Annotated in this window: 25 protein-coding genes; 17 read left to right on the top strand and 8 right to left on the bottom strand. The window is 58.4% G+C overall.

The genetic code is table 11. The features are described 5' to 3' along the window. Positions 1 to 112: 112 nt before the first annotated feature. The 7 genes from J3P76_RS00255 to J3P76_RS00225 all read left to right on the top strand — a co-directional run bounded on the left by J3P76_RS00255 (position 113) and on the right by J3P76_RS00225 (position 5,574). Complete coding sequence (locus J3P76_RS00255; RefSeq protein ID WP_420766033.1) at positions 113 to 1,120, top strand: methionine ABC transporter ATP-binding protein; 1,008 nt, start codon at positions 113 to 115, stop codon at positions 1,118 to 1,120. Continuing rightward, positions 1,120 to 1,794, top strand: a complete 675-nt coding sequence (locus J3P76_RS00250) for a methionine ABC transporter permease (RefSeq protein ID WP_420766034.1) — start codon at positions 1,120 to 1,122, stop codon at positions 1,792 to 1,794. Before J3P76_RS00255 ends, J3P76_RS00250 begins: the two co-directional genes overlap by 1 nt. A gap of 90 nt (positions 1,795 to 1,884) precedes the next feature. Beyond that, complete coding sequence (locus J3P76_RS00245; protein ID WP_434608667.1) at positions 1,885 to 2,655, top strand: MetQ/NlpA family ABC transporter substrate-binding protein; 771 nt, start codon at positions 1,885 to 1,887, stop codon at positions 2,653 to 2,655. A 202-nt stretch (positions 2,656 to 2,857) separates the two neighbouring features. Continuing rightward, a complete protein-coding gene (locus tag J3P76_RS00240) occupies positions 2,858 to 3,232 on the top strand; it encodes a lysozyme inhibitor LprI family protein (protein ID WP_434561468.1) in 375 nt (124 codons plus the stop codon). A 227-nt stretch (positions 3,233 to 3,459) separates the two neighbouring features. Beyond that, positions 3,460 to 4,584: a diguanylate cyclase gene (locus J3P76_RS00235; protein WP_434701384.1), complete on the top strand. Its 1,125-nt coding sequence runs from the start codon at positions 3,460 to 3,462 to the stop codon at positions 4,582 to 4,584. A gap of 364 nt (positions 4,585 to 4,948) precedes the next feature. After that, positions 4,949 to 5,368, top strand: coding sequence for an organic hydroperoxide resistance protein (locus J3P76_RS00230; RefSeq protein ID WP_434608672.1), 420 nt, complete (start codon positions 4,949 to 4,951; stop codon positions 5,366 to 5,368). Between the two features lie 32 nt (positions 5,369 to 5,400). Further along, positions 5,401 to 5,574: a hypothetical protein gene (locus J3P76_RS00225; RefSeq protein WP_434702056.1), complete on the top strand. Its 174-nt coding sequence runs from the start codon at positions 5,401 to 5,403 to the stop codon at positions 5,572 to 5,574. Positions 5,575 to 5,723: 149 nt separating this feature from the next. On the opposite strand, the gene J3P76_RS00220 is transcribed toward J3P76_RS00225, so the two are convergent. The 3 genes from J3P76_RS00220 to tag form a co-directional block, all read right to left on the bottom strand. Next, the gene (locus J3P76_RS00220; RefSeq protein ID WP_434608676.1) at positions 5,724 to 6,512 is read right to left on the bottom strand and encodes an SDR family NAD(P)-dependent oxidoreductase; all 789 of its coding nucleotides are present in this window, start codon (positions 6,510 to 6,512) and stop codon (positions 5,724 to 5,726) included. A gap of 404 nt (positions 6,513 to 6,916) precedes the next feature. Beyond that, positions 6,917 to 7,804 (bottom strand): lysophospholipid acyltransferase, encoded by an 888-nt coding sequence (locus J3P76_RS00215; protein WP_207963584.1) that lies wholly within the window; start codon positions 7,802 to 7,804, stop codon positions 6,917 to 6,919. A gap of 43 nt (positions 7,805 to 7,847) precedes the next feature. Then, positions 7,848 to 8,405, bottom strand: coding sequence for a DNA-3-methyladenine glycosylase I (tag, locus tag J3P76_RS00210; RefSeq protein ID WP_434608678.1), 558 nt, complete (start codon positions 8,403 to 8,405; stop codon positions 7,848 to 7,850). 81 nt (positions 8,406 to 8,486) lie between these two features. Here tag and glyQ point away from each other — a divergent pair, with 81 nt between their 5' ends. From glyQ to J3P76_RS00190, 4 genes are all read left to right on the top strand, one after another. Continuing rightward, the gene (gene glyQ, locus J3P76_RS00205) at positions 8,487 to 9,440 is read left to right on the top strand and encodes a glycine--tRNA ligase subunit alpha (protein ID WP_022641565.1); all 954 of its coding nucleotides are present in this window, start codon (positions 8,487 to 8,489) and stop codon (positions 9,438 to 9,440) included. Continuing rightward, positions 9,437 to 11,491: a glycine--tRNA ligase subunit beta gene (gene glyS / locus J3P76_RS00200; RefSeq protein ID WP_434561480.1), complete on the top strand. Its 2,055-nt coding sequence runs from the start codon at positions 9,437 to 9,439 to the stop codon at positions 11,489 to 11,491. The genes glyQ and glyS overlap by 4 nt, the downstream gene beginning before the upstream one ends. A 3-nt stretch (positions 11,492 to 11,494) precedes the next feature. Further along, a complete protein-coding gene (gmhB, locus tag J3P76_RS00195; protein ID WP_420766042.1) occupies positions 11,495 to 12,028 on the top strand; it encodes a D-glycero-beta-D-manno-heptose 1,7-bisphosphate 7-phosphatase in 534 nt (177 codons plus the stop codon). Between the two features lie 77 nt (positions 12,029 to 12,105). Next, entirely contained in the window at positions 12,106 to 12,885 is a 780-nt protein-coding gene (locus J3P76_RS00190) for a lysophospholipid acyltransferase family protein (RefSeq protein ID WP_420766043.1), read from the top strand. Between the two features lie 166 nt (positions 12,886 to 13,051). On the opposite strand, the gene J3P76_RS00185 is transcribed toward J3P76_RS00190, so the two are convergent. Continuing rightward, the gene (locus J3P76_RS00185; RefSeq protein ID WP_434675618.1) at positions 13,052 to 14,566 is read right to left on the bottom strand and encodes an ATP-binding protein; all 1,515 of its coding nucleotides are present in this window, start codon (positions 14,564 to 14,566) and stop codon (positions 13,052 to 13,054) included. 236 nt (positions 14,567 to 14,802) lie between these two features. Here J3P76_RS00185 and J3P76_RS00180 point away from each other — a divergent pair, with 236 nt between their 5' ends. After that, a complete protein-coding gene (locus tag J3P76_RS00180) occupies positions 14,803 to 15,537 on the top strand; it encodes a response regulator transcription factor (protein ID WP_420766045.1) in 735 nt (244 codons plus the stop codon). A 63-nt stretch (positions 15,538 to 15,600) separates the two neighbouring features. Here the strand turns inward: J3P76_RS00180 and gyrB are convergent, their stop codons facing one another. The 4 genes from gyrB to dnaA are packed head-to-tail and all read right to left on the bottom strand — an operon-like array spanning position 15,601 to position 21,811. Further along, entirely contained in the window at positions 15,601 to 18,018 is a 2,418-nt protein-coding gene (gene gyrB, locus J3P76_RS00175) for a DNA topoisomerase (ATP-hydrolyzing) subunit B (RefSeq protein WP_420766046.1), read from the bottom strand. Positions 18,019 to 18,023: 5 nt separating this feature from the next. Continuing rightward, positions 18,024 to 19,127 (bottom strand): DNA replication/repair protein RecF, encoded by a 1,104-nt coding sequence (recF, locus tag J3P76_RS00170; RefSeq protein WP_434675616.1) that lies wholly within the window; start codon positions 19,125 to 19,127, stop codon positions 18,024 to 18,026. Positions 19,128 to 19,141: 14 nt separating this feature from the next. Further along, positions 19,142 to 20,245 carry a DNA polymerase III subunit beta gene (gene dnaN, locus J3P76_RS00165; RefSeq protein WP_025211054.1) on the bottom strand — a complete coding sequence of 368 codons (1,104 nt, stop codon included), beginning with the start codon at positions 20,243 to 20,245 and terminating at the stop codon, positions 19,142 to 19,144. Positions 20,246 to 20,284: 39 nt separating this feature from the next. Then, entirely contained in the window at positions 20,285 to 21,811 is a 1,527-nt protein-coding gene (dnaA, locus tag J3P76_RS00160; protein WP_420766048.1) for a chromosomal replication initiator protein DnaA, read from the bottom strand. Positions 21,812 to 22,379: 568 nt separating this feature from the next. Between dnaA and rpmH the strand changes: the two genes are divergently transcribed. The 5 genes from rpmH to mnmE all read left to right on the top strand — a co-directional run bounded on the left by rpmH (position 22,380) and on the right by mnmE (position 26,305). After that, positions 22,380 to 22,514 carry a 50S ribosomal protein L34 gene (rpmH, locus tag J3P76_RS00155; RefSeq protein ID WP_003213577.1) on the top strand — a complete coding sequence of 45 codons (135 nt, stop codon included), beginning with the start codon at positions 22,380 to 22,382 and terminating at the stop codon, positions 22,512 to 22,514. A gap of 16 nt (positions 22,515 to 22,530) precedes the next feature. Continuing rightward, positions 22,531 to 22,932 (top strand): ribonuclease P protein component, encoded by a 402-nt coding sequence (gene rnpA, locus J3P76_RS00150; protein ID WP_420766123.1) that lies wholly within the window; start codon positions 22,531 to 22,533, stop codon positions 22,930 to 22,932. Then, positions 22,925 to 23,170, top strand: coding sequence for a membrane protein insertion efficiency factor YidD (yidD, locus tag J3P76_RS00145; RefSeq protein ID WP_010465488.1), 246 nt, complete (start codon positions 22,925 to 22,927; stop codon positions 23,168 to 23,170). Before rnpA ends, yidD begins: the two co-directional genes overlap by 8 nt. Before the next feature lie 2 nt (positions 23,171 to 23,172). Next, positions 23,173 to 24,855, top strand: a complete 1,683-nt coding sequence (gene yidC, locus J3P76_RS00140) for a membrane protein insertase YidC (RefSeq protein ID WP_420766049.1) — start codon at positions 23,173 to 23,175, stop codon at positions 24,853 to 24,855. 79 nt (positions 24,856 to 24,934) lie between these two features. Then, positions 24,935 to 26,305, top strand: coding sequence for a tRNA uridine-5-carboxymethylaminomethyl(34) synthesis GTPase MnmE (gene mnmE / locus J3P76_RS00135; RefSeq protein ID WP_434608689.1), 1,371 nt, complete (start codon positions 24,935 to 24,937; stop codon positions 26,303 to 26,305). Positions 26,306 to 26,429 lie beyond the last annotated feature (124 nt).

Here is a 26,429-nt window from a genome sequence, read left to right as displayed (position 1 = left end):
AATTCGCTGGTTCAATCTCAAATAAATGCTAAGAACCCCTATAAGGACAGGCTAAAATGCGCGCCCGGCTTACCGCTGATCCTTTTTCAACGCGCCCCACAAGGTTCGCTACGTGATCGAGTTTCAAAACGTCCATAAAACCTACCGGGTTGCCGGTAGGGATATCCCCGCCCTGCATCCGACCAGCCTGACAATCGAGAACGGTCAGGTCTTCGGCCTCATCGGCCATTCCGGTGCAGGAAAAAGTACCCTGCTGCGCCTGATCAATCGCCTGGAAGATTCCACGGGCGGCAAGATCATCGTCGATGGTGAAGAAGTCACCGCCCTGGACGCCAGCGGCCTGCGCCGTTTCCGTCAACAGGTCGGGATGATCTTCCAGCACTTCAACCTGCTGGCATCCAAGACTGTCGCCGACAACGTGGCGCTGCCGCTGACGCTGGCGGGCGAATTGTCCCGCAGCGAAATCGACCGGCGCGTCGCCGAGCTGCTGGCGCGGGTAGGGCTTTCAGACCATGCCCGCAAATACCCGGCGCAATTGTCCGGCGGCCAGAAGCAGCGCGTCGGCATCGCCCGTGCCCTGGCGACTAAACCCAAGATTCTGCTTTGCGACGAAGCCACCAGTGCCCTTGACCCGCAGACCACCGCCTCGGTGCTGCAACTGCTGGCGGAGATCAACCGCGAGCTGAAGCTGACTATCGTTTTGATCACCCACGAAATGGACGTGATCCGCCGAGTGTGCGATCAAGTGGCGGTGATGGACGCTGGCGTAATCGTCGAGCAAGGCCCGGTGGCCGACGTGTTCCTGCACCCCAAGCACCCGACCACCAAACGTTTCGTCCAGGAAGACGAGCAGATCGACGAAAGCGAACAGCGCGACGATTTCGCCCACGTCCCAGGACGCATCGTGCGTCTGACGTTCCAAGGCGATGCGACCTACGCGCCGTTGCTCGGCACCGTCGCCCGGGAGACCGGCGTGGACTACAGCATCCTGGCGGGACGTATCGACCGCATCAAAGACACCCCCTACGGGCAACTGACCCTCGCCATCACCGGCGGTGACATGGAGGCGGCGTTCGCCCGCTTCACCGCGGCCGATGTCCACATGGAGGTGCTGCGCTAATGGAACTGTTGAGTTCGTTCTTCTCCAATATCGACTGGCTGGAAATCTGGCTGGCCACCGGCGACACCTTCCTGATGCTGTTCGGTTCGCTGCTGTTCACCGTGCTGCTCGGCTTGCCCCTGGGCGTGTTGCTGTTTCTGTGCAGCCCGCGCCAGTTGCTCGAAGCCCGCGGCGTTTATGCTCTGCTGTCGCTGGTCGTAAACATCCTGCGTTCGCTGCCATTCATCATCCTGTTGATCGTGATGATCCCGTTCACGGTGTTGATCACCGGCACCTCCCTGGGCGTGGCCGGCGCGATCCCACCGCTGGTGGTCGGCGCCACCCCGTTCTTCGCTCGCCTGGTGGAAACGGCACTGCGCGAAGTGGATCGCGGCATCATCGAAGCGACCCAGGCCATGGGCGCCACCACGCGGCAGATCATCGTCAACGCCTTGCTGCCGGAAGCCCGCCCGGGCATTTTTGCAGCGATTACGGTGACAGCCATTACGCTGGTGTCCTACACGGCCATGGCCGGTGTGGTCGGCGCCGGTGGTCTGGGCGACCTGGCGATCCGCTTCGGTTACCAGCGTTTCCAGACCGATGTCATGGTCGTCACCGTGGTGTTGCTGCTGGTTCTGGTTCAGGTTCTGCAAACCGTGGGCGACAAACTGGTTGTGCATTTCTCTAGAAAATAAGGCCTCGCGCCAATAAAACCATGAGCCGGCCATTCGCTGGCGGCGTCGAGAGCAGGCGCCGCAAGCGGGCACTAAAAAGGAGTTAGCTGAATGAAAAAACTACTGGTTGCCTTCGCTGCCGCCGCAGCGTTCTCTGCCCACGCCGATACCCTGACCGTCGCGGCCACGCCGGTCCCCCATGCGGAAATCCTCGAATTCGTCAAACCGGCGCTGGCGAACGAAGGCGTGGACCTCAAGGTCAAGGTCTTCACCGACTACATCCAGCCGAACGTACAGGTGGCTGAAAAGCGCCTGGACGCCAACTTCTTCCAGCACCAGCCGTACCTGGATGAGTTCAACAAAGCCAAGGGCACGCACTTGGTGAGCGTGGCGGGTGTGCACCTGGAGCCACTGGGCGCGTATTCGAGCAAATACAAAAAGCTGGAAGAACTGCCAGGCGGCGCCAACGTGGTGATTCCTAACGACGCCACCAACGGCGGCCGTGCGCTGTTGCTGTTGGCGAAGGCTGGGGTGATCACGTTGAAGGATTCGAACAATATCCTGTCGACCACCAAAGACATCGTTGAAAACCCGAAGGACCTGAAGTTCCGTGAGCTGGAAGCCGCGACCATTCCGCGGGTACTGACCCAGGTGGATCTGGCTCTGATCAATACCAACTATGCGTTGGAAGCCAAGCTTGATCCTTCCAAGGATGCGTTGGTGATTGAAGGTAACGACTCGCCTTATGTGAACATCCTCGTTGCCCGTCCGGACGACAAGGACAGTGAGGCGATGAAGAAGCTGGTGGCGGCTTTGCATACGCCGGAAGTGAAGAAATTCATTTTGGAGAAGTACAAAGGGGCGGTTTTGCCGGCGTTTTGAGCTGATCAGGTGGCAAAAAAACGGGGCTGCATGGCAATGCAGGCCCGTTTTTTTATGCTTGGAATAAATGAGCTAAAACAACAAGCTGGTTGCCGCTCGGTAAAGAAATGGCTGAATCAAATACTTTTATTGTTTTACAAACCCTCATGATAAATTCGCGCCGCAACCTCTAATCAATAGAGGGCATTCAGGGAGAGAAGTAGTGATCAAGTCTTTGTTGGTTGGGGCATTGCTGGCAACGGCATCGGCATCGGCGTCTGCGATGAGTTGCGATAATCCTAGAAACGCCTATGACAGAACCTATTGCGCATCGCTGAAAATGGTTCAGTCAGATCAGGACATCAATGATCAATACAAGAAGACGATGAGCGCGCTGAATCCGGATCAAAAGAAAAAAGTGAAAGCCGCTCAGATCCAGTGGATCAAGACTCGTGACAACGCCTGTTCCAACGATGGCCTGCTCTACTTGGACTGTGCCAATGAGAAGACTGAGGCGCGTATCGTCATACTCAAGGCTATCGAGCGCGAATGCCGTGCCGCCGGTTGCGACGACGCGAAGCTGTCGCAGGTCGAGTAATCCGCTAGCATTGAGCGCATCGGGTTGCAGTCGTAGCCGCGAAAAACCCGACGTGAAGCGTCGGGTTTTTTCTTTAGCAGGTTGAGCCGCTGTCGCGGCCCAGCGGAAGCAAGCATCCTCGCCACTAAGTTCGGTGCAATTGGGGCTGTGGGCTTAATTCAGTTGTTTGCGCTAATGGCAGGGTGCCACAATCGCCTTCTTCGCTGCGTCATAATCAGGTGGTTCAAATGGATGGCCCAAGATTGCGCAATGGCCAGGATTTTGTAATAGCCGAGCAGGTTCGAACAGATCGGTTGCAGCAACTGTTTCGCCAGTCTGTTTCTGCGGTTTTCGGTAGTTACCTGGCTGCCATCATGTTGAGTTGGCTGTGTTGGGATCGGTTTGACCACAACACTATCGCTTGGTGGCTATTAATCCTGACCGCATCGACGCTGTTGCGTATCGCGATGTTCATAGCCTATCTGCGCAGCGACGAAAGTGAGCGTACGCCACAACGCTGGGAGCGCAGGTACTGGGTCACGCTAGTGCTATCCGCCAGCATCTGGGGCGGTGGTGCGTTCATGCTGATGCCAGCGGACGATCTGTTGTCCCAGGCACTGGTCATGCTGTTTACCGTGGGCATGTCTGTCAGTGCGGTGTCCTGCTATTCGGCTTACCGCGATATGACCCTGGCCTCCATTGGCCTGGTGCTGTTCCCGTGCACCGTCTGGCTGCTCTTTCAACCGTCTCCGATTCAAGTCGGCATGGCACTTTCAATCTTGGTGTTCGCGGCATTTGCCGCTCGCGCCACGCACAAAATGTCCCAAGCCCTGGAAATTGCCTTTCGTCTCACCCGTGAGATGGAACAGGCAAACAGCATCTCCACCCGTGCCGCACAAACCGATGAACTGACCGGCCTGAAGAGTCGGCGGGCTTTTTTTGAGCATGCCCAGCAGCTCTATGATGAATGTAAGAGCAACCGGTTAGGGTTGTGCGCAGTCATGCTGGATATGGATCACTTCAAGCACATCAACGACACCTACGGCCACCAAGTCGGGGATCAGGTTTTACGCGAGATGGGGACGGTGATCAGTTCGTCGTTTCGGGCGACGGATATACATGGCCGGCTCGGTGGGGAAGAGTTCGCCATTCTGCTTCCAGACACTTCAATCGAGGTCGCTACCCAGATTGCAGAACAGCTCATCGATGCCATTGCGGGTTTGATGATCGAGCCTGTTCACGGCATATCAGCCAGTCTCGGCGTCGCGTCGACGGAGGCCTGCAATAAGGATCTCCATAGCTTGATGAACGATGCGGATAAGGCCCTGTATCGGGCAAAAGCGCTGGGGCGTAATCGAGTGGCTGTTGCTTAGCCGGATTGGCTTTGCATCACCAGTCGGAATTTGATGAAGTCCATGCTCTACGGGGCATGATCAAGAATCCATCATTGGCTTGTGATGTTCCTCTCTTCGAAGGCCTGCAATTGCGCTGGCCCTTTTGACTTTCCCCAATGGCTCCTTTCTCCGATTCCCTCACGGCGCGCACGTGCTGACGCGACTGTGACGGCTGAAAATAAATATTCCTAGATATCAACGGGTTAACCAAAAGCAGGAAAATATTGTGAAATTTACCTTGCGCGCTAATTATTCATGCATTAACTTTAACGCCACTGGTTAGCGCGCAAACATTTGGCGCAAACAAAAATCGATCCAATCAATCAGCAAATGAGGAAACACCATGAACGTTCTTTACACCGCAGTCGCAACCTCCACCGGTGGCCGTGATGGCCGTGCTGTTTCCAGCGACAAAATCCTCGACGTGAAACTGGCCACTCCAAAAGCCTTGGGCGGCGCCGGAGGGGAAGCTACCAACCCCGAGCAATTGTTCGCAGCGGGTTACTCGGCCTGCTTCATCGGCGCGCTGAAATTTGTCGCCAGCCAAAGCAAACGCAGCATTCCGGCTGACGCTTCGATCACGGCCCATGTCGGCATTGGCCAGATCCCTGGTGGTTTCGGCCTGGACATCGACCTGCACATCAGCCTGCCAGGCCTGGATCAAGCCGATGCTCAAGCGCTGGTCGATGCGGCTCACCAGGTTTGCCCGTACTCCAACGCGACACGCGGCAATGTCGACGTTCGTTTGCACATCACCGTCTAACTCACTTCTTCCACGAATAAAAGGATCTGGACATGAACACTCTTAGCAAAATACTCGTTGGCTCGCTTCTGGCTCTGTCCCTCGGCAATGCGTTCGCGACTCCCTTTGTTCAACCCACGTTCGCTGAGGGGGGGTCGGATCGGCTGATCGAAAGCCGGGTCGCTGAAGGCGGCTCGGATCGGCTGATCGAAAATCGCGTAGCCTAAGGTGGTTCGGATCGACTGATCGAAAACAGAGTGGGCTGAACTACCCGTTCATCGTTAAAAAACGGTCGAATCCACCTATGTACTTCCAAAACAGAAACGCCGCTTATCTCTCACGAGAAAGCGGCATTTTTGCAATGTGTCAGAGCAGCCTAAACGATGCTATCCACCACGCCACCATCCACACGCAACGCCGCGCCGGTGGTAGCCGAGGCCTGTTCCGAGCTAGCGTAGATGATCATGTTGGCGACTTCCTCGACGCGCGCCGCGCGCTGGATGATCGAGGTGCTGCGATGCTCGTTGACGAAGTCTGCCGCGACCTTTTCCAGGCTTTCCCCGCTGCGCTCGACGTCTGCCTGGAGCATTTGGGCAACGCCTTCGGACAGTGTCGGCCCAGGCAACACCGAGTTCACCGTCACGCCCGTGCCGGCGAGGCGTTTGGCCAGGCCGCGAGCAATTGAAAGCTGGGCGGTCTTGGTGAAGCCGTAGTGGATCATGTCGGCGGGAATGTTCACGCCCGACTCCGACGAGACAAACACGATCCGTCCCCAACCGCGCTCGACCATACCCTGTGCGTAAGCCCTGGAAACACGCACACCGGACATCACGTTGGTTTCGAAGAAACGCTGCCATTCGCTGTCCGGCGTCTCGAAGAAGTCCTCCTGTTTGAAAATGCCCAGGTTGTTGATGACGATATCGAAGCTCGGATGCCTGGCGATCAGCGCTTGGCAGCCAGCTTCGTTGCTGAGATCGCCAACAAAACCTGTCGCCCTGGAAGCAAGATTGCCCAGGCGCTGCAACGCATCCTCCACGCTGCTCTCGCTGCGACCGTTGATGACCACATGGGCGCCGGCTTCCAGGAAGCCTTTGGCGGTCGCGAAACCGATACCGCTGGTGGAACCGGTGACCAGGACGTGACGTCCGGTGAAGTCGATGTTCATGAGGGGACTCCTTGATTGATGAACCATAGAAAGTGCGATCGTTCTGGCTGGACGGTCATCCAATGGACTAGAGATGGCTTTGCAATCCCAGCGTTTCCGATACCACAGGCGTTTAATCATGGACACGATTGAGGCTTTGCGCCTCCTCGTGATCAGTCAGCCGTCAGGAAGCCGACCATACCGCCAGCTCGTAACCCTCCAGACCGATAAAGTCGGAACTTCGGTCACCCAGGAAGCTGAGTAGGGCTGCTACGCAGCCCCGCGGGAGCAAGCTCCCTCGCCACAGGTGGGTGGCGTCAATGGGTCATGCGGCGGATGTCATGACGCTGTCGCGAGCAAGCCTGGCTCCCACAGGGGTTGTTGGGTGTTCACGATCGTGCATTCACCACCCAAGCAACAGGTCGTCAGTACCACCGCGCCTCGCCCGGCGGGCGTTTCTTGAAGCGTTTCATGCTCCACATGTACTGGCTCGGGTAGGCGCGTACGTAGCGTTCCACCACTTGGCTCATGGCGGCGCAGGAGGTTTCGGTGTCGGTGCTGTACATTGCGTCGGGGGCGGCTTCGAGGATGACTTTGTAGCCGGAGCCGTCCGGCAGGCGCAGGGCATGAAGGAACACGCCCACTGCTTTACCGCCAGCGAGCATGTTCGGCACGAACTTGCTGGTCAGGGCCTGGGTGGCGAAGAAGGGCACGAAGATGCCGGCGGATTCGGACGGCTCCGGATCGGCGGGGATCCCCACCTGGCCGCCCTTGCGCACTTCCTTGATGACGCTGAGGATGCCTTCCTTGGTGGACGCCGCGACCTTGTTGCCCAGTTGCACGCGTTGCTTCTGCAGCAATTCGTCCACCGCCTTGAGCTTGGGCGGACGGTAGAAAATGATCGGTTTGCACTGGCTGCAATAGAAGTGGTTGAGCACTTCCCAGTTGCCCAGATGGCTGGTGATGCCAACCACGCCCTTGCCCGAGGCCAGGGCTTCTTTCAGCACCTCCAGGCCTTCGACTTCGCGCACCAGTTCGATGGAGCGCTGGGCCGGCCAGATCCAGGCGCAGGCGCTTTCGGTCAGAGACTTGCCGATGTCCTTGAGGCTCTGGCCCACCAGGCGTTCGCGCTCGGCGGGGTCCATCTCGGGAAAGCATTTGGCGAGGTTGATCCGCACCACATCGCGGGAGCGGTTGGGAAATTTCCACATGAGCCAGCCGATGGCCGAGCCCACCGCCTGCACCGCTCGCCAGGGCAGCAACGCAAACAACCGCAGAGCGCCGACCAGCAAGGCGCCTTTCAACTTATCCACAGGTCACTCCTGAATGTATGGGGCGTGTTGCGAGCTGGCTATTCTAACCGCCGTTTACCAACTCGGCGTAGCGGTCGCAGTCTTGGGTGTGGTCCATGACCATGCCCGAGGCCTGCATCAGCGCATAGCAAATAGTCGGCCCGACAAAGGTGAACCCGAGTTTTTTCAGGCCTTTGCTCATCGCCAACGCCTCAGGCGTGATGGCTGGCACTTCGGTGCGGTCCTTGAAATGGTTGACAATGGGTTTGCCGTCCACGAACGACCAAAAGAATGCCACCGGGTCTTCCAGGGCCAGCCAGGCCTGGGCATTACAGCGTGCAGCCTTGAGCTTGAGACGGTTGCGGATGATGCCGGGGTCGAGCATCAGTTCATCGATTTCCGCGTCGCTCATCTGCGCCACCCGTTGCACATCGAAGCCGTACAACACTTGCCGGTAGCGCTCGCGTTTGCGCAAAACAGTGATCCAGGACAGCCCTGCCTGGAACCCTTCGAGCAAAAGCAACTCGAACAGACCCTGCGCATCGCGCAGCGGCGTGCCCCACTCTTGATCGTGATAAGCCATGTACAACGGATCTTCGGAACACCAAAAGCAGCGTGGCATAAGGCTCCAGGGGGCGTGCGCACGAACGAATCGGGTATACTCCCGCTCTTTAAATCGCAGCCCAAGAAACAGGTGAATTTCGTGAGCCAGCCTACGCCAGCCGTGCGTACCTTCCAAGACTTGATCCTCGCCCTCCAGCAATACTGGGCCGAGCAAGGTTGCGTGGTACTTCAGCCCTACGATATGGAAGTAGGCGCCGGCACTTTCCACACTGCCACGTTTCTGCGTGCCATCGGCCCGGAAACCTGGAACGCCGCTTATGTGCAGCCCAGCCGCCGCCCGACTGACGGCCGCTACGGCGAAAACCCGAACCGCCTGCAGCATTACTACCAGTTCCAGGTGGTCCTGAAGCCGAACCCGGAGAACTTCCAGGAACTGTACCTGGGCTCCCTCAAGCACGTGGGCCTCGACCCGTTGGTGCACGACATTCGTTTCGTCGAAGACAACTGGGAATCGCCAACCCTGGGCGCCTGGGGCCTGGGCTGGGAAGTCTGGCTCAACGGCATGGAAGTGACCCAGTTCACCTACTTCCAGCAGGCGGGCGGTATCGAGTGCTACCCGGTCACCGGCGAGATCACCTATGGTCTCGAGCGCCTGGCCATGTACCTGCAGGGCGTGGATTCGGTCTATGACCTGGTGTGGGCCGACGGCCCGTTCGGCAAAGTGACCTATGGCGACGTGTTCCACCAGAACGAAGTGGAGCAGTCGACCTATAACTTCGAACACGCCAATGTCGACAAGCTGTTCGAACTGTTCGATTTCTACGAAAGCGAAGCCAAGCGCCTGATCGAACTGGACCAGCCGCTGCCGCTGCCGAGCTATGAAATGGTGTTGAAGGCATCCCATACCTTCAACCTGCTGGATGCGCGCCGGGCGATTTCCGTGACCGCGCGCCAGCAATACATCCTGCGTGTACGCACCCTGGCGCGTTCCGTTGCGCAAGCCTACCTGCTGGCCCGTGCCAAGCTGGGCTTCCCGATGGCGACCCCGGACCTGCGTGATGAAGTGTTGGCTAAGCTGGAGGCTGCACAATGAGTGCTCAAGATTTTCTGGTTGAACTGGGCACCGAAGAATTGCCACCCAAAGCCCTGAACACCCTGGCCGATGCGTTCCTGGCCGGCATCGAAAAAGGCCTGCAAGCCGCTGGCCTGAACTTCGAAACCAAGCACGTCTATGCCGCGCCGCGCCGCCTGGCCGTGCTGATCACCGCCCTGGAAACCCAGCAGCCGGACCGCAGCATCAACCTCGACGGCCCGCCACGCCAGGCCGCGTTCGATGCCGATGGCAACCCGACCCAGGCCGCCCTGGGCTTCGCCAAGAAGTGCGGCGTGGACCTGAGCGAGATCGACCAGAGCGGTCCGAAGCTGCGCTACAGCCAGAGCATCAAGGGCAAGCCGACCGCCAGCCTGTTGCCGACCATTGTCGAAGATTCCCTGAACGACCTGCCGATTCCCAAGCGCATGCGCTGGGCCGCGCGCAAGGAAGAGTTCGTGCGTCCGACCCAATGGCTGGTGATGCTGCTCGGCGACGAGGTCATCGATTGCACGATCCTGGCGCAGAAGGCCGGTCGCGATTCCCGTGGTCACCGTTTCCATCATCCTCAGAGCGTACGCATCACGTCGCCGGCCAACTACCTGGCCGACCTGCGCGCCGCCTATGTGCTGGCCGACGCCAACGAGCGCCGCGAGCTGATCAGCAAGCGCACCGAAGAGCTGGCGACCAGCCAGGAAGGCACGGCAATCGTGCCGGCCAACCTGCTGGACGAAGTGACCGCGCTGGTGGAATGGCCGGTGCCGCTGGTGTGCTCGTTCGAGGAACGCTTCCTTGAAGTGCCGCAGGAAGCACTGATCACCACCATGCAGGACAACCAGAAGTACTTCTGCCTGCTGGACGCGGAGGGCAAGCTGCTGCCTCGCTTCATCACCGTGGCCAACATCGAAAGCAAGGACCCGCAGCAGATCATCGCCGGTAACGAGAAAGTGGTTCGCCCGCGCCTGACAGACGCTGAGTTCTTCTTCAAGCAAGACAAGAAACAATCCCTGGAAAGCTTCAACCAGCGTTTGCAGAACGTGGTTTTCCAGGAAAAGCTCGGCAGCGTCTACGACAAGGCCGAGCGTGTCTCCAGGCTGGCGGCATTCATTGCCCCACGCATCGGCGGTGACGCCCAGCGCGCGGCCCGTGCCGGCATTCTTTCCAAGTGCGACCTGTCCACCGAGATGGTTGGTGAGTTTCCGGAGATGCAGGGCATCGCCGGTTATTACTACGCCCTTAACGATGGCGAGCCGCAAGACGTGGCACTGGCCCTGAACGAGCAGTACATGCCGCGCGGTGCCGGCGCTGAGTTGCCAACCACCTTGACCGGTGCGGCCGTGGCGATCGCCGACAAGCTCGACACCCTGGTCGGGATCTTCGGTATCGGCATGCTGCCCACTGGCAGCAAGGACCCGTACGCACTGCGTCGCGCGGCGCTGGGCGTGTTGCGCATCCTGATCGACAAGCAGCTGGACCTGGACCTGAACGACGCCGTGGCCTTCGCCGTGAATGCGTTCGGCAGCAAGGTCAAGGCTGCCGGCCTGGCCGATGCGGTGCTTGAATTCATCTTCGACCGCCTGCGTGCGCGTTATGAAGACGAAGGCGTCGACGTCGCGACCTACCTGTCGGTGCGCGCCCTGAAGCCGGGCTCCGCCCTGGATTTCGACCAACGTGTACAGGCGGTGCAGGCGTTCCGCAAACTGCCGGAAGCCGCTGCGCTGGCGGCGGTGAACAAGCGTGTATCGAACCTGCTGGGCAAAGCCGAAGGCAATATCGCGGCCACCGTCGAGGCCAAGTACTTCGACAACGCCAACGAGTTTTCCCTGTATTCGGCGATCCAGCAGGCAGACCAGGCGGTCCAACCGATGGCGGCGGCGCGCCAGTACAGCGAAACCCTGGCACGCCTGGCAGCGTTGCGCGAACCGGTGGATGCGTTTTTTGAGGCGGTAATGGTCAACGCTGAAGACGCCAACGTACGGGCCAACCGCTATGCACTGCTGGCGCGTCTGCGCGGGTTGTTCCTTGGTGTTGCCGATATTTCGCTGCTGGGGTAAGCCTTGAAACTGCTGATTCTCGATCGGGACGGCGTGATCAATCACGATTCCGATGCTTACATCAAATCGGTGGAGGAATGGTTGCCGATCCCCGGTTCCATCGAGGCCATTGCGCAGTTGAGCAAGGCCGGCTGGACGGTGGCGGTGGCCACCAACCAGTCGGGCATTGCCCGCGGTTACTACGAGCTAACCGTCCTGGACGCCATGCACGAGCGCTTGCGCGAGCTGGTGGCCGAGCAGGGCGGTGAAATCGGCCTGATCGTTTATTGTCCGCACGGGCCGGACGAGGGCTGCGATTGCCGCAAGCCCAAGCCCGGCATGTTGAAAACCATCGCCACGCATTATGACGTTGCGCTGGCGGGCGTATGGTTCGTTGGCGACAGCCTCGGTGACCTGGAGGCGGCCAAGGCCGTCGATTGTCAGCCAGTTTTAGTAAAGACCGGGAAAGGCGAGAAGACTCTGGGCAAGACCCTACCGGTGGGCACCTTGATATTTGACGACCTGGCGGCGATTGCCGCTGAACTTATCCACAACTAGGGCTCCCCGACAACCTGATCAAGGATTGTTCGGGAAGCGCTTGAACGGCGGGCATTGCCCGCATGGTAAACGCCGCTATGTCGATACTGCAGGCCATCAGAAGCTTCCTCTTTTACCTGCTGCTGGGCACCAGTTCCTTGTTGTGGTGCACGCTGAGTTTTTTTGTCGCACCGTTCATGTCGTTCAGGACGCGCTACCGCTTCATCAACGTCTACTGGTGCCGCTGCGCACTTTGGCTAAGCAAGGTGTTCCTGGGCATTCGTTACGAAGTGAAGGGTGCCGAGAACGTGCCCGACCGGCCTTGCGTCATCCAGTCCAACCATCAGAGCACTTGGGAAACCTTCTTTCTTTCGGCCTATTTCGAGCCATTGAGCCAGGTCCTCAAGCGCGAGCTGCTGTTCGTACCGTTCTTCGGCTGGGCCATGGCGATGCTGCGCCCGATCGCGATTGATCGCGACAACCCCAAGGTTGCGCTCAAGCAAGTGGCGCAAAAAGGCGATGAGCTGCTGAAGGACAACGTCTGGGTCCTCATTTTTCCCGAAGGCACCCGCGTGCCCTATGGGACGATCGGAAAGTTCTCCCGCAGCGGTTCGGCGTTGGCTGTAAATGCAGGCCTGCCGGTGCTGCCGATTGCACACAATGCCGGAAAATTCTGGCCAAAGACGGGCTGGATCAGAACGCCTGGAACCATCACCGTGGTCATCGGCGCACCGATGTATGCAGAGGGCAGCGGCCCCCGGGCAATCGCTGAGCTCAACGACCGCGTCCAGGCCTGGAACGAACAGACGCAAAGGGATTTGGGTTCGCTACCATCAGCCCCCGCCGCACCGGCAACGCCGGACACGCTAGCTGTCTGAGAACTGTGGATAACCTGTGTACCGTTTCGCTGAATTTAGTTGCTTTTATTTCCTAATGCCTTGTTTTTAAAGCATATTTCTTAAGCACATAAAACAGCGGAAAAGGTGCATAAGTTTTTATAGCGCTCTTGAAACGCAGCTTCGGTGTTCGTCGAAGCTGCGATTTTTAGCTCAACAGCGGAAATCGCAAGCTGAAGGTTGTCCCTTCCCCCACTTCGCTACGGCATTCAATCTCCCCGCCGTGATGATCGACGACTGCCTTGACCATGGACAGTCCCAGGCCAATGCCATCCACGCCATGAGCTGAAGAAAAGCGTCGATACTGAATGAACAGGTCTGGCAGCTCCCCGGCATCGATGCCTTTGCCTTGGTCAACCACATCGCAAGTCAACCAACCCTCCGCACATCGCACATGCAGTGAAATACAGGTTTCGCTCGTGCTGTATTTGATGGCGTTTTCCAGCAAGTTGAAGAGCGCGCGAGTCAGCAGGGGTTGATCGGCGTTAACTGTCGCTTCGTCATCATCCAGTTGGTATTGCAGATGGATGTTCTTGGCCTGGGCGATGGGTAATGCCTGGTCGATGACGTCCAGGACCAGCATTGCAAACAGCGTCGGCCGGAACTGGTAGGCGTCTGATTCAGCCTTGGCCAATTGGACGAACCCGTCAGTCAGGTCCAAGGCACGACGGACCTGGCGCTCGATCTGGTCGAACAGTGGATTTTCAGCCCCTGCGTCATGCCGATGCACATCGAGCAGCGCCAGGATGGCCGAGTGGGGGGCGCGCAGGTCATGGGAAAGGAAGCGGAGCATGACACTGCGCTGCTCTTCGGCCGCCCGCTCGGCGCTCAGGTCCGTCAGGCTCATCAGCCAACCGATAGGGACGTCCCCATCAACTGGCAGCAGCGCAGCTCTTTCCAGCCGCAGGCTGCGTTCACGTATGTCGCGAAACTCAACCAACGGCAATGTGGACAATCGGTGGGCAGGGGAGTGCGCCAATGCGGGATAACCCAGCCGTGCCAGTGCTTCCAGCACATCCGCGCCCACCAGGGCATGATCGAACAACTCACGGGCCTTGCGATTGCCGAGCAGTATGTTGCCTTGCGGATCGCTGATCATCGTCGCCACCGGCAAATACTCCAGGCCGTCGGCAATAAAACGTCGCGTGTCCCGCGTGCGATTCATGGCCTGTTCCAACGCCATGACTTGTCCTTGTAGACCATCACTGCCGATATAGGACGCGCGACGACGCTCCGGGAATACCTTCGGCTCCGCATCCAGGCGTGCCAACTCCCAACCAAAATAAGCCAGCACCACGCTCAAGCGCCGCCAGTTCCAGATCAGATAACCGCCGAGCATGCCCAGCAGGCTAGGTGCCGGCGACCACGACCTACCCTGCGCGTCCAGCAACAGGCTTACGAGTAGGGCCGCTGCCATACCTGCCACTGTCGTTCCCAGGGCAAAGCGCGGGCGCAACAGCAGCGAACCCAGGACGCAGCCCACCAGACATGTTGATAACAAGGCGGCGACCGTCCCATCGCGATCCGAATGCACGCAATACGATATCAACGCGGTCGTTGGCAACAGGAGAAGACTTATCCACAACCATTCGCGAACCCAACGACGAAACAACCGTTGGACTTGGGTGGGTTCACGACTTTCATGGCGACGCGGGTTGCTCATAAGTAACCTGACGGAACATGGACTGGGGGGTATTGATCATGGCTTGGCGCGTCATACGTTCAGCGTCAAGCCCGAGACTATAGCGGACTCGATCGTGGCATGCGGCTGCCTTTCCCTCGTCGCCACTAGCCGGTATTGTCTCAGCCTGCGACAGGAGAGTGAAACAAGTCAGCTGCTGAGTTGCCTTCATCGCCCCTGTGGATGTCAGTATTTTCAAGATCAAGGAATCGCGTCCCATGCGTGTCGCCATACTGGATGACGAACCGGCCGAACTACGCCGGGTGGAACAGACACTGCAACAGATCCCCGGAAGGGGCGAGCAAGCCTGGACACTGCATAGTTTCGAACGAAGCGAAGATCTGTTGCGCCAATTGCGCCGCGAAACATTCGACCTGCTGATACTCGACTGGCAGTTGCCGGATATCAGCGGACTGTCTTTGCTTCGCTGGACACGCGAGCACATGGACTCACCACCGGCTGCCATCATGCTCACCAGCCGTGACGGCGAGCACGACATTGTCCAAGCCCTTAATGCCGGTGCCGACGACTACGTCAGCAAGCCATTCCGTCCCAATGAACTCAAGGCCCGGGTTACGGCAGTACTGCGCCGTCATAACCTGCAACGCATACCGACCAGTGATGTCTTGGTATTCAACGACCTCGAATTCGACGACGCGGAACTCACGGTTACCCGCGCTGGCATTCCCATCAGCCTGACTGAACGAGAATATCGCCTGGCTCGCTGCCTGTTCGCCAACCTCGGGCGGCCACTGTCCCGGGAGTATTTTTATGAACGCTTCTGGACCCACGAGGAAATGACCTCGTCCCGTCCGCTCGACACCCACATCTACCGCTTGCGCAACAAACTAGGGCTGACGGCGGATCGGGGCTGGCAGTTGCTGACTATCTATGGATATGGATATCGTCTGGAGAGCGTGGCGGCGGGCAGCGAGGCTTGCGAAGCGAGTTAGCGTAAAAAAAAAAGGCCAACGCATACGCGTTGGCCTTCTTCGTTGGGGCAGTGACAACCCGGATCAGAAATCCAGGTTGGATACCGCCAATGCGTTGCTCTCGATGAAGTCACGACGTGGCTCGACCGCATCCCCCATCAGGGTATTGAAGATCTGGTCCGCGCCAATGGCGTCTTCGATGGTGACTTTCAGCATGCGACGCGAGCCCGGGTCCATGGTGGTTTCCCACAGTTGGTCCGGGTTCATCTCGCCCAGCCCTTTGTATCGCTGGATGGTGTGGCGCTTGGTGCTTTCAGCCATCAGCCATTCAAGGGCTTCTTTGAACTCAGTCACGGACTTCTTGCGCTCACCGCGCTGGATGTAAGCCCCTTCGTCTAGCAGCGTGCTCAACTGAGCGCCGAGAGAGACGACCGTCTTGTAGTCGTTGCTGCTGAAGAAGTCGCGGTTGAAGGTGACGTAGTTCGACAGGCCGTGGGAAATCAGTTCGACTTCAGGCAGCCATACGTTGCGTTCACGGTCTTCACGCAGGCTGGCCTTGTAGACCAGGCCGGATTTTTCCACGGTACGCAGGCGGACTTCATACTGGGCCAGCCAATCCTGCATGGCAGCGTGATCGGACAGTTGCTCCAGGCTTACGGCCGGCAGGTAGATGAAGTGCTCGGTCAGTTCCTGCGGATACAGACGCGACAGACGCTTGAGGGTCTTCATTACCAGGCGGAAGTCATTCACCAGGCGCTCAAGGGCTTCACCGGAAATGCCCGGCGCATCTTCGTTCAGGTGCAGGCTCGCGTCTTCCAGGGCCGACTGCGTCATGTACTCTTCCATGGCGTCGTCGTCTTTGATGTATTGCTCTTGCTTGCCTTTCTTGACCTTGTACAACGGTGGTTGGGCGATATAGATGTAGCCGCGCTCGATCAGCTCCGGCAACTGACGGAAGAAGAACGTCAGCAGCAGGGTGCGGATGTGCGAACCGTCAACGTCAGCGTCGGTCATGATGATGATGTTGTGATAGCGCAGCTTGTCGATGTTGTACTCTTCACGGCCGATGCCACAGCCCAGCGCGGTGATAAGCGTGCCGACTTCCTGGGAGGAAATCATCTTGTCGAAGCGCGCTTTCTCGACGTTGAGGATCTTGCCTTTCAACGGCAGGATGGCCTGGGTGCGACGGTTACGACCCTGCTTGGCGGAACCACCAGCAGAGTCACCTTCCACGAGGTACAGCTCGGACAGGGCAGGGTCCTTTTCCTGGCAGTCCGCCAGTTTGCCCGGCAGGCCCGCGATGTCCAGCGCGCCTTTGCGGCGAGTCATCTCACGAGCCTTGCGCGCCGCTTCACGGGCGCGGGCGGCGTCGATCATCTTGCCGACCACCAGCTTGGCTTCGTTGGGGTTCTCCAGCAGGAAGTCAGAGAAGTATTTCCCCATTTCCTGTTCGACCGCAGTCTTCACTTCGGAAGACACCAGCTTGTCCTTCGTCTGGGAGCTGAATTTCGGATCGGGCACCTTGACCGAAATGATCGCGGTCAAGCCTTCACGGGCATCGTCACCGGTAGTGGCGACCTTATGCTTCTTCGCCAGGCCTTCCTGTTCGATGTAGTTGTTCAAGTTACGCGTGAGCGCCGAACGGAAGCCCACCAGGTGGGTTCCGCCGTCGCGCTGCGGGATATTGTTGGTGAAACACAACAGGTTCTCGTTGAAGCTGTCGTTCCACTGCAGGGCGATTTCCACACCGATGCCGTCGTCGCGCTGCACATTGAAGTGGAACACCTGGTTGACCGCAGTCTTGTTGGTGTTCAGGTATTCAACGAACGCACGCAGGCCGCCTTCATACTTGAACAGCTCTTCCTTGCCGCTGCGCTCGTCCTTGAGGACGATGCCGACACCGGAGTTGAGGAAGGACAGTTCACGAATCCGCTTGGCCAGGATGTCCCAGCTGAAATGGATGTTCTTGAAGGTTTCGCTGGAAGCCTTGAAGTGGATCTGGGTGCCCGTGGTCTCGCTGTCGCCAACGATCGCCATCGGTGCCTGGGGCACGCCATGGACATAAGTCTGTTCCCAGATCTTGCCGCTGCGGCGAACGGTCAGCACCAGTTCTTCGGACAGTGCGTTCACCACCGAAACACCTACGCCGTGCAACCCGCCGGAAACCTTGTAGGAGTTATCGTCGAATTTCCCGCCTGCGTGGAGGACGGTCATGATGACCTCGGCAGCGGAAACACCTTCCTCTTTGTGTACGTCCACCGGGATGCCACGGCCGTTGTCACGAACGGTGATGGACTCATCCGGGTGGATGATGATGCTGATGTCGTCGCAATGGCCGGCGAGGGCTTCGTCGATGGAGTTGTCGACCACCTCGAACACCATGTGGTGCAGGCCGCTACCATCATCAGTGTCGCCAATGTACATACCGGGACGTTTGCGTACGGCATCCAGGCCTTTCAGCACTTTAATGCTCGTTGAGTCGTACGTATTTTCTTCGCTCAATGCCTTCACTCCCGATGGTCGTGGGTCTGGGTGATACGGCCCTGTTCCACGTGGAACAGAGCGACTGGCGTTTCCGTCTGCCAGCCTTCCCTCAATAATTCGTGGTCTACACAAGTGATGAACACTTGGCAGCGTAAGTCTTCCAGCAAGCGGCATAACGCCCGACGGTGGGCTTCGTCCAGCTCGGACGGCAGGTCATCCACCAGATAAATACACTGGCCGCGGCGGGCCTGGCTGACCAGATGCCCTTGGGCGATACGCAAGGCGCACACCACCAACTTCTGTTGCCCCCGGGACAAGATGTCCGCGGCATTATGCGCGCCCAATCGAAGCCGCAGGTCAGCGCGTTGAGGTCCAGCCTGGGTGTGACCCATCTGCTGGTCGCGCTGCAGCGAGCCAGCCAGCACGGCACTCAATTCCCGGTCCTTATCCCAGCCTCGGTAATAGCTGAGCGTCAGGCCCTCAAGCTCAACCAGTTCGCTCAAGGTCTGCTCGAAGACCGGTTTCAAGGCTTTGATGTAAGCGCGGCGGTATTCATCGATTTCAGCGCTGGCCTGGCACAGTTCCTTGTCCCAAACCGCTTGCGAAACGGCGTCAAGTGTACCATGCCGCAGCCAAGAGTTTCGCTGGCGCAGCGCCTTCTGCAAGCGTTGCCAGGTCGCCATGAAACGCGGTTCCACGTGGAACACGCCCCAGTCCAGAAACTGTCGGCGGATCTTGGGGGCGCCTTCCAACAAACGGAAGCTGTCCGGGTTGATCAGCTGCAACGGCAAGATCTCGGCCAGTTGGGCCGCGCTGCGGGCGTTCTGCCCATCAATACGGATCTGGAACTCGCCTTGCCGGTCCCGCGAGATCCCCAGGGCACTATGGCCGCCTTCCGCCAGTTCCACTTGGCCAAACACCGTACACGCCAGTTGGTCGTACTGAATGACCGGCAACAGACGGGTGCTGCGAAACGAACGGGCAAGCCCAAGCAGGTGCACGGCTTCCAGCACGCTGGTCTTGCCGCTGCCGTTGGCGCCGTAAAGAATATTGATGCGGGGGGAAGGGGAGAAGGTCACCGGGTGCAGATTGCGCACCGCGGTGACCGAGACGCGACTTAAGGACATCTAGCTGATTCTGATTACAGACGCATCGGCATGACAACGTAAGCCGAATCGTCGTTATCAGACTCCTGCACCAGCGCACTGCTGTTGGAGTCGGACAAGATCAGACGCACTTGCTCGGTGGTCATCACGCCCAGCACGTCCAGCAGATAGCTGACGTTGAAGCCGATTTCCAGGGAGCCGCCGTTGTAGTCCACGCCGACTTCTTCTTCCGCTTCTTCCTGCTCGGGGTTGTTCGCCTGGATCTTCAGCTGCCCGTTGGCCAACTGCAAACGAATGCCGCGGTATTTTTCGTTGGAGAGGATCGCGGTACGGCTGAACGCTTCGCGCAGCGCTTGGCGATCGCCCAGTACCAGCTTGTCACCACCTTTTGGCAGCACACGCTCGTAATCGGGGAACTTGCCGTCCACCAGTTTCGACGTGAAAGTGAACTCGCCAGTCGTGGCGCGGATGTGGTGCTGACCCAACACGATGCTGACGTTGCCGTCCGGCTCGGTCAGCAGACGGGCCAGCTCCAGGATGCCCTTACGCGGCACGATTACCTGATGGCGATCCGGCTGACCGATATCAGCCTGCATCGAGCACATCGCCAAGCGATGACCGTCGGTAGCCACGGCGCGGATGATCCCGGCAGACACTTCCAACAGCATGCCGTTGAGGTAATAACGCACATCCTGCTGGGCCATGGCGAAACTGGTGCGCTCGATCAGGCGGCGCAGCTTGCTCTGCTCCAGGCTGCAAGTCAGCGATCCCGGGCCTTCCTCGACCGTCGGGAAATCGTTGGCCGGCAGGGTCGACAAAGTGAAACGGCTGCGACCAGCCTTGACGACGAGCTTTTGCTCATCAACCTTGATATCGATCAGCGCATCGTTTGGCAGGCTCTTGCAAATATCCATCAGCTTACGCGCAGGCACGGTGATGGAGCCCGGATCGGCCGGCTCTTCGAGTTGGACACGACCAACCAGCTCGACTTCCAGGTCGGTACCGGTCAGCGACAATTGCTGGCCTTCGACAACCAGCAGCACGTTGGAAAGTACCGGCAAGGTCTGGCGGCGTTCGACGACGCCCGCGACCAGTTGCAGGGGTTTCAACAGGGCTTCGCGTTGAATGGTGAAATGCATGGTCTAGTCCCTTGCCTTAATAAGCTGCGCTGGTGGTCATCAAGTGGTCAATGTACGCAGCAGGTTCTTGTAGTCCTCGCGGATGTCCGCGTCGGATTCCTTAAGTTCGTTGATCTTGCGGCAGGCGTGCAGCACCGTGGTGTGATCGCGTCCACCAAACACGTCGCCGATTTCCGGCAGGCTGTGGTTGGTCAGTTCCTTGGACAAGGCCATGGCCACCTGTCGCGGTCGAGCCACCGAACGTGAACGACGTTTCGAAAGCAGGTCGGAAATCTTGATTTTGTAATATTCAGCAACGGTACGCTGAATGTTATCCACAGACACCAGTTTGTCCTGAAGCGCCAGCAGGTCCTTTAACGACTCGCGGATCAGCTCGATGGTGATATCGCGGCCCATGAAATGGGAATGGGCGATCACCCGCTTGAGGGCACCTTCAAGCTCACGCACGTTCGAGCGAATACGCTGGGCGATGAAGAACGCGGCGTCATGAGGAAGCTCGACCTTGGCCTGATCGGCTTTCTTCATCAGGATCGCGACCCGGGTTTCCAGCTCAGGCGGCTCGACGGCCACCGTCAGGCCCCAACCGAAACGCGACTTGAGGCGTTCCTCAAGGCCTTCGATCTCTTTCGGGTAGCGGTCGCTGGTGAGAATGACTTGCTGCCCGCCTTCAAGCAATGCGTTGAAGGTGTGGAAGAACTCTTCCTGTGAACGTTCCTTGCGAGCGAAGAATTGAATGTCGTCGATCAGCAAGGCGTCGACCGAACGGTAGAAACGCTTGAACTCGTTGATAGCATTGAGCTGCAACGCCTTGACCATATCGGCCACGAAACGCTCGGAATGCAGGTACACAACCTTGGCGTTCGGGTTCTTCTTTAATAGATGGTTGCCCACCGCATGCATCAAGTGGGTCTTACCCAGGCCGACGCCGCCATAAAGAAAGAGCGGGTTGTAGCCGTGCTTGGGGTTATCCGCCACCTGCCAGGCCGCGGCGCGAGCCAATTGGTTGGATTTACCTTCAACGAAATTCTCGAAGGTAAAGGTCCGGTTCAGATAGCTGGTGTGCTTCAGTGCGCCTTCGACCTGGACGGTGCGTTGTTCGGTACGCACCGGCGCCTGCTGGGAGCTCGCCCCGGCCATCGGGTCGAAGCTGTCCCGGGAAGGCTCTTCACTGACCTCGGCGACTTTTTGTGCATTGCGCTTGCTCGGGGCTGGCGCGGGCGCTGGGGCGGCATGGTTGTTGACCGGTACCGGCGCGGCCTGCTGGGCCTGTGATGCAGCAGCAGCCAGCGGCGCGTTGGGCGCGGCGCGGGGGGCGGAGCTACGTTTGCTGCCTATTAATAAGGACAACGCAGGCGCCATGCCATTGCCATGCTCATCAAGCAGTTCCATGACCCGGCCCAGGTACTTTTCGTTGACCCAGTCGAGGACGAAACGGTTCGGTGCATAGACACGCAACTCGTCGCCTTCGGCTTCGACCTGTAGTGGACGGATCCAAGTGTTGAATTGTTGGGCAGGCAGCTCATCGCGCAAAAGCTCCACGCACTGCTGCCAAAGTTCCACTGACACGGACATCCCCTAAGTTGAAAGCCGGTGAGGCAAAAACAAGCGGCCATTGTAGCGAGCAGACGAGCACTTATCCACACGCAGCTTGCTCATCGACCATGATTTATCGATGCGTAACCCGAACGAAAGGCGACCGGCGGTCGGTGGATAAGCCCTGTGGATAACCGCGCCTGAGGCCGTTGCACAACTGGGGACGAAACTCAGTGGATAACCGGCCTGTGGATAACCTGGCATTCCACGCACAGCTTATCCGACAGCGCAGCACAGGCTTGCCACCGCTTTCCCGCCTAGTTGTCATTCTCTGTACATTGCGGATTACAAGGCCTTGGAGCGGTTATCCACAGCTAGGCGTCGGCGTTGCTTTTATAAGCTTTACAGAAAAGCTTTAAATACTTTCCTTCTTTATTTCTATATCTAGCGTTGTGTGACGAAACCGCCGAAAAGCGGCTGGTCATCTATTTAAAGGAAACGCTGGTTGGAAATTGACCTAGAGGCTTGCTTTCTCTAGAATCCCCGGTCTCTTAAAACGGGGGCCATTCCGGCCCGTTGTGGACGAACCAGGTAACACGACATGAAACGTACTTTCCAACCAAGCACTATCAAACGCGCTCGTACCCACGGTTTCCGTGCTCGCATGGCTACCAAGAATGGTCGTGCCGTCCTGTCGCGTCGTCGCGCCAAAGGTCGTGCGCGTCTGGCAGTTTGATAATCCGGCACTGGAGGTGAGTCAGGACTTCAGTCGGGAAAAGCGTCTGCTTACCCCCCGGCATTTCAAGGCAGTCTTTGACTCCCCTACCGGCAAGGTTCCGGGGAAAAATCTCCTGCTCCTTGCGCGCAGTAACGATCTCGATCACCCCCGACTTGGGCTGGTTATCGGGAAAAAGAGCGTTAAGCTCTCCGTTCAGCGCAATCGCCTCAAGCGTTTGATGCGCGAATCGTTTCGCCTGAATCAGGATTCACTGGTGGGGTGGGACATTGTGATCGTTGCGCGCAAAGGTTTGGGTGACGTAGAAAACCCCGAATTGATTCAGCATTTCGGCAAGCTCTGGAAACGTCTGGCCCGTAACAAGCCAGCACCAGCAGCCAACACCGAAACTGTAGGGGTAGACAGTACCGATGCGTAAGCTGGCACTCGTTCCGATCCAGTTCTATCGCTACGCCATTAGTCCCCTGATGGCCAGCCACTGTCGTTTCTACCCCAGTTGTTCTTGCTACGCGTATGAAGCCATAGAAAATCATGGCCTTCTGCGCGGTGGCTGGCTGACCTTTCGTCGTTTAGGTCGCTGTCATCCGTGGAATCCCGGCGGTTATGACCCGGTTCCGCCTATCCCTACCTCCCGTTCTTCTTCGATGGCCGAGTAATCATGGATATCAAACGCACGATCCTGATCGTCGCCCTGGCAATCGTGTCCTACGTCATGGTCCTTAAATGGAACCAGGACTACGGCCAGGCTGCCCTGCCGACTCAGAATGTTGCAGCCAGCAATACCGCACCGAGCCTGCCGGATGCTCCAGTTGGCAACAACGCTGCCAACAATGACGACATCCCACGCGCGGCAAGCGATACCAGCGCTCCTGCCGAAGCCCCAGTGGCCGTAAGCAAAGATCTCATCCAGATCAAGACGGACGTGCTCGAGCTGGCAATCGACCCACAAGGTGGTGACGTCGCGCAGCTGAAGCTGCCGCTGTACCCACGTCGTCAGGATCATCCGGAAATTCCGTTCCAGTTGTTCGACAACGGTAACGAGCGCACCTATCTGGCCCAAAGTGGCCTGATCGGTACCAACGGTCCGGATTCGAACCCGGCCGGTCGCCCGATCTACTCTGCCGAGAAGAAGACTTATCAACTGGCTGACGGTCAGGACCAACTGGTCGTGGACCTGAAGTTCAGCAAGGACGGCGTCAACTACATCAAACGTTTCACTGTGAAACGTGGCATGTACGACGTAACCGTCTCTTATCTGATCGACAACCAGAGCGCCCAACCTTGGTCCGGTGCGATGTTCGCGCAACTCAAGCGTGATGCCAGCGACGATCCATCCTCCAGCACCGCCACCGGCACCGCGACTTACCTGGGCGCTGCCCTGTGGACAAGTTCGGAGCCGTACAAAAAAGTGTCCATGAAGGACATGGACAAGGCTCAGCTCAAGGAAACCGTCCAAGGTGGCTGGGTTGCCTGGCTGCAGCACTATTTTGTAACTGCGTGGATCCCGCAAAAAGGCGACAGTAACGTCGTCCAGACGCGTAAAGACAGCAAAGGCAACTTCATCATCGGTTATACCGGCCCGACATTGACTGCCGCGCCCGGTGCAAAAGCCGAAACGAGCGCCGTTCTGTATGCCGGTCCAAAAAGCCAGGCCGTGCTGAAAGAGTTGTCCCCAGGTCTGGAATTGACTGTTGACTATGGCTTCCTTTGGTTCATTGCCCAGCCAATCTTCTGGCTGCTGCAACATATCCACAGCATCGTCGGCAACTGGGGTTGGTCGATCATCTTCCTGACCATGCTGATCAAGGGGATCTTCTTCCCGCTGTCGGCTGCCAGCTACAAATCGATGGCACGGATGCGTGCAGTGGCGCCGAAACTGGCCGCCCTGAAAGAACAACATGGCGATGACCGGCAGAAAATGTCTCAGGCCATGATGGAGTTGTACAAGAAGGAGAAGATCAACCCGCTGGGTGGTTGCTTGCCGATTCTTGTACAAATGCCTGTGTTCCTCGCGCTTTACTGGGTCTTGCTGGAAAGCGTGGAGATGCGCCAGGCTCCGTTCATGCTGTGGATTACGGACCTGTCGATCAAGGATCCGTTCTTCATCCTGCCGATCATCATGGGCGCCACCATGTTCATCCAGCAGCAGCTGAACCCGACACCTCCGGACCCGATGCAGGCGAAGGTCATGAAAATGATGCCAATCATCTTCACCTTCTTCTTCCTGTGGTTCCCGGCGGGTCTTGTGCTGTACTGGGTTGTGAACAACGTGCTGTCGATCACCCAGCAGTGGTACATCACGCGTAAGATCGAAGCGGCTACGAAAAAAGCCGAGGCGTAACTTGCTCTGTGGATAACCACACAAAACGCCCCCTAGTGGGGCGTTTTGCTATCTGCCATTTTTGTCTGGATACCGGTTTATGAGCGCACCGCGTGAAACCATCGCCGCCGTTGCCACCGCTCAAGGTCGCGGCGGTGTCGGCATCGTCCGTATTTCGGGGCCGTTGGCCAGTGTCGCGGCCAACGCGATCAGCGGTCGTGAGCTCAGACCGAGGTTTGCCCATTACGGCCCGTTCTTCGATTCGCAGCGGCAAGTGCTCGATGAAGGGCTGGCCTTGTATTTCCCGGGGCCTAACTCATTCACCGGTGAAGATGTGTTGGAGCTGCAGGGCCACGGCGGCCCGGTTGTCCTGGACATGTTGCTCCAGCGTTGCCTCGAGCTGGGCTGTCGCCTGGCGCGGCCGGGGGAATTCAGCGAACGAGCATTCCTCAACGACAAACTCGACCTGGCCCAGGCCGAGGCCATTGCCGATCTCATCGAAGCGAGCTCCGCGCAAGCGGCACGTAATGCGTTGCGCTCGTTGCAAGGGGCATTTTCACAGCGTGTGCATAACCTCACCGAGCAACTGATCGGCCTACGCATCTACGTCGAGGCCGCAATCGATTTCCCCGAAGAGGAAATCGACTTTCTCGCCGATGGCCACGTGCTGAGCATGCTCGATAAGGTCCGCGATGAATTATCCACAGTCCTGCGTGAAGCTGGGCAGGGTGCCTTGCTCCGTGACGGGATGACAGTGGTGATTGCCGGTCGGCCGAACGCCGGCAAATCCAGTCTGCTTAACGCCTTAGCCGGTCGCGAAGCAGCGATCGTCACCGAGATTGCCGGCACCACCCGAGACATCCTGCGCGAACATATCCACATCGATGGAATGCCTCTGCACGTGGTGGACACCGCTGGATTGCGCGACACCGATGACCAGGTCGAAAAAATTGGTGTTGAACGTGCCCTGAAGGCCATCAGTGAAGCCGACCGTGTATTGCTGGTGGTGGACGCGACTGCGCCGGAAGCGGACGATCCTTTTGCCTTGTGGCCTGAGTTCCTCCAAGTTCGCCCGGATCCATCGAAAGTCACGCTGATTCGTAACAAGGCTGACCTGACCGGGGAGGCGATTGCCCTCGAAGTCAGCGACGACGGCCACGTGACCATCAGCCTAAGCGCGAAATCAGCGGGCGAGGGGCTGGAATTGCTGCGCGACCATCTCAAGGCTTGCATGGGTTATGAACAGACCTCGGAGAGCAGCTTCAGCGCCAGGCGCAGACACCTCGAAGCACTGCGCCACGCCAGCGCGGCCTTGGAGCACGGCCGCGCACAATTGACCTTGGCGGGGGCAGGAGAACTGCTGGCAGAAGATCTTCGCCAGGCTCAACAGTTCCTCGGGGAAATTACCGGCGCCTTCAGCTCTGATGATCTGTTGGGGCGGATCTTTTCCAGCTTCTGCATCGGTAAATAACCCCGCCGGGGCTGTCGACAAACCCGTGGCGAGGGAGCTTGCTCCCGTTCGGCTGCGACGCAGTCGTAAACCGGCGGGTGCGGTGTGTCAGGTACTCCGCATTCGGCAGGTTTTGGGGCCGCTT

Origin of the sequence: Pseudomonas sp. D1-36 (assembly GCF_051132205.1) — a bacterium.
Classification (GTDB): Bacteria; Pseudomonadota; Gammaproteobacteria; order Pseudomonadales; family Pseudomonadaceae; genus Aquipseudomonas.
The sequence above is the reverse complement of the archived record's forward strand: the minus strand, read 5'-3'. Positions and strand labels throughout refer to the sequence as shown.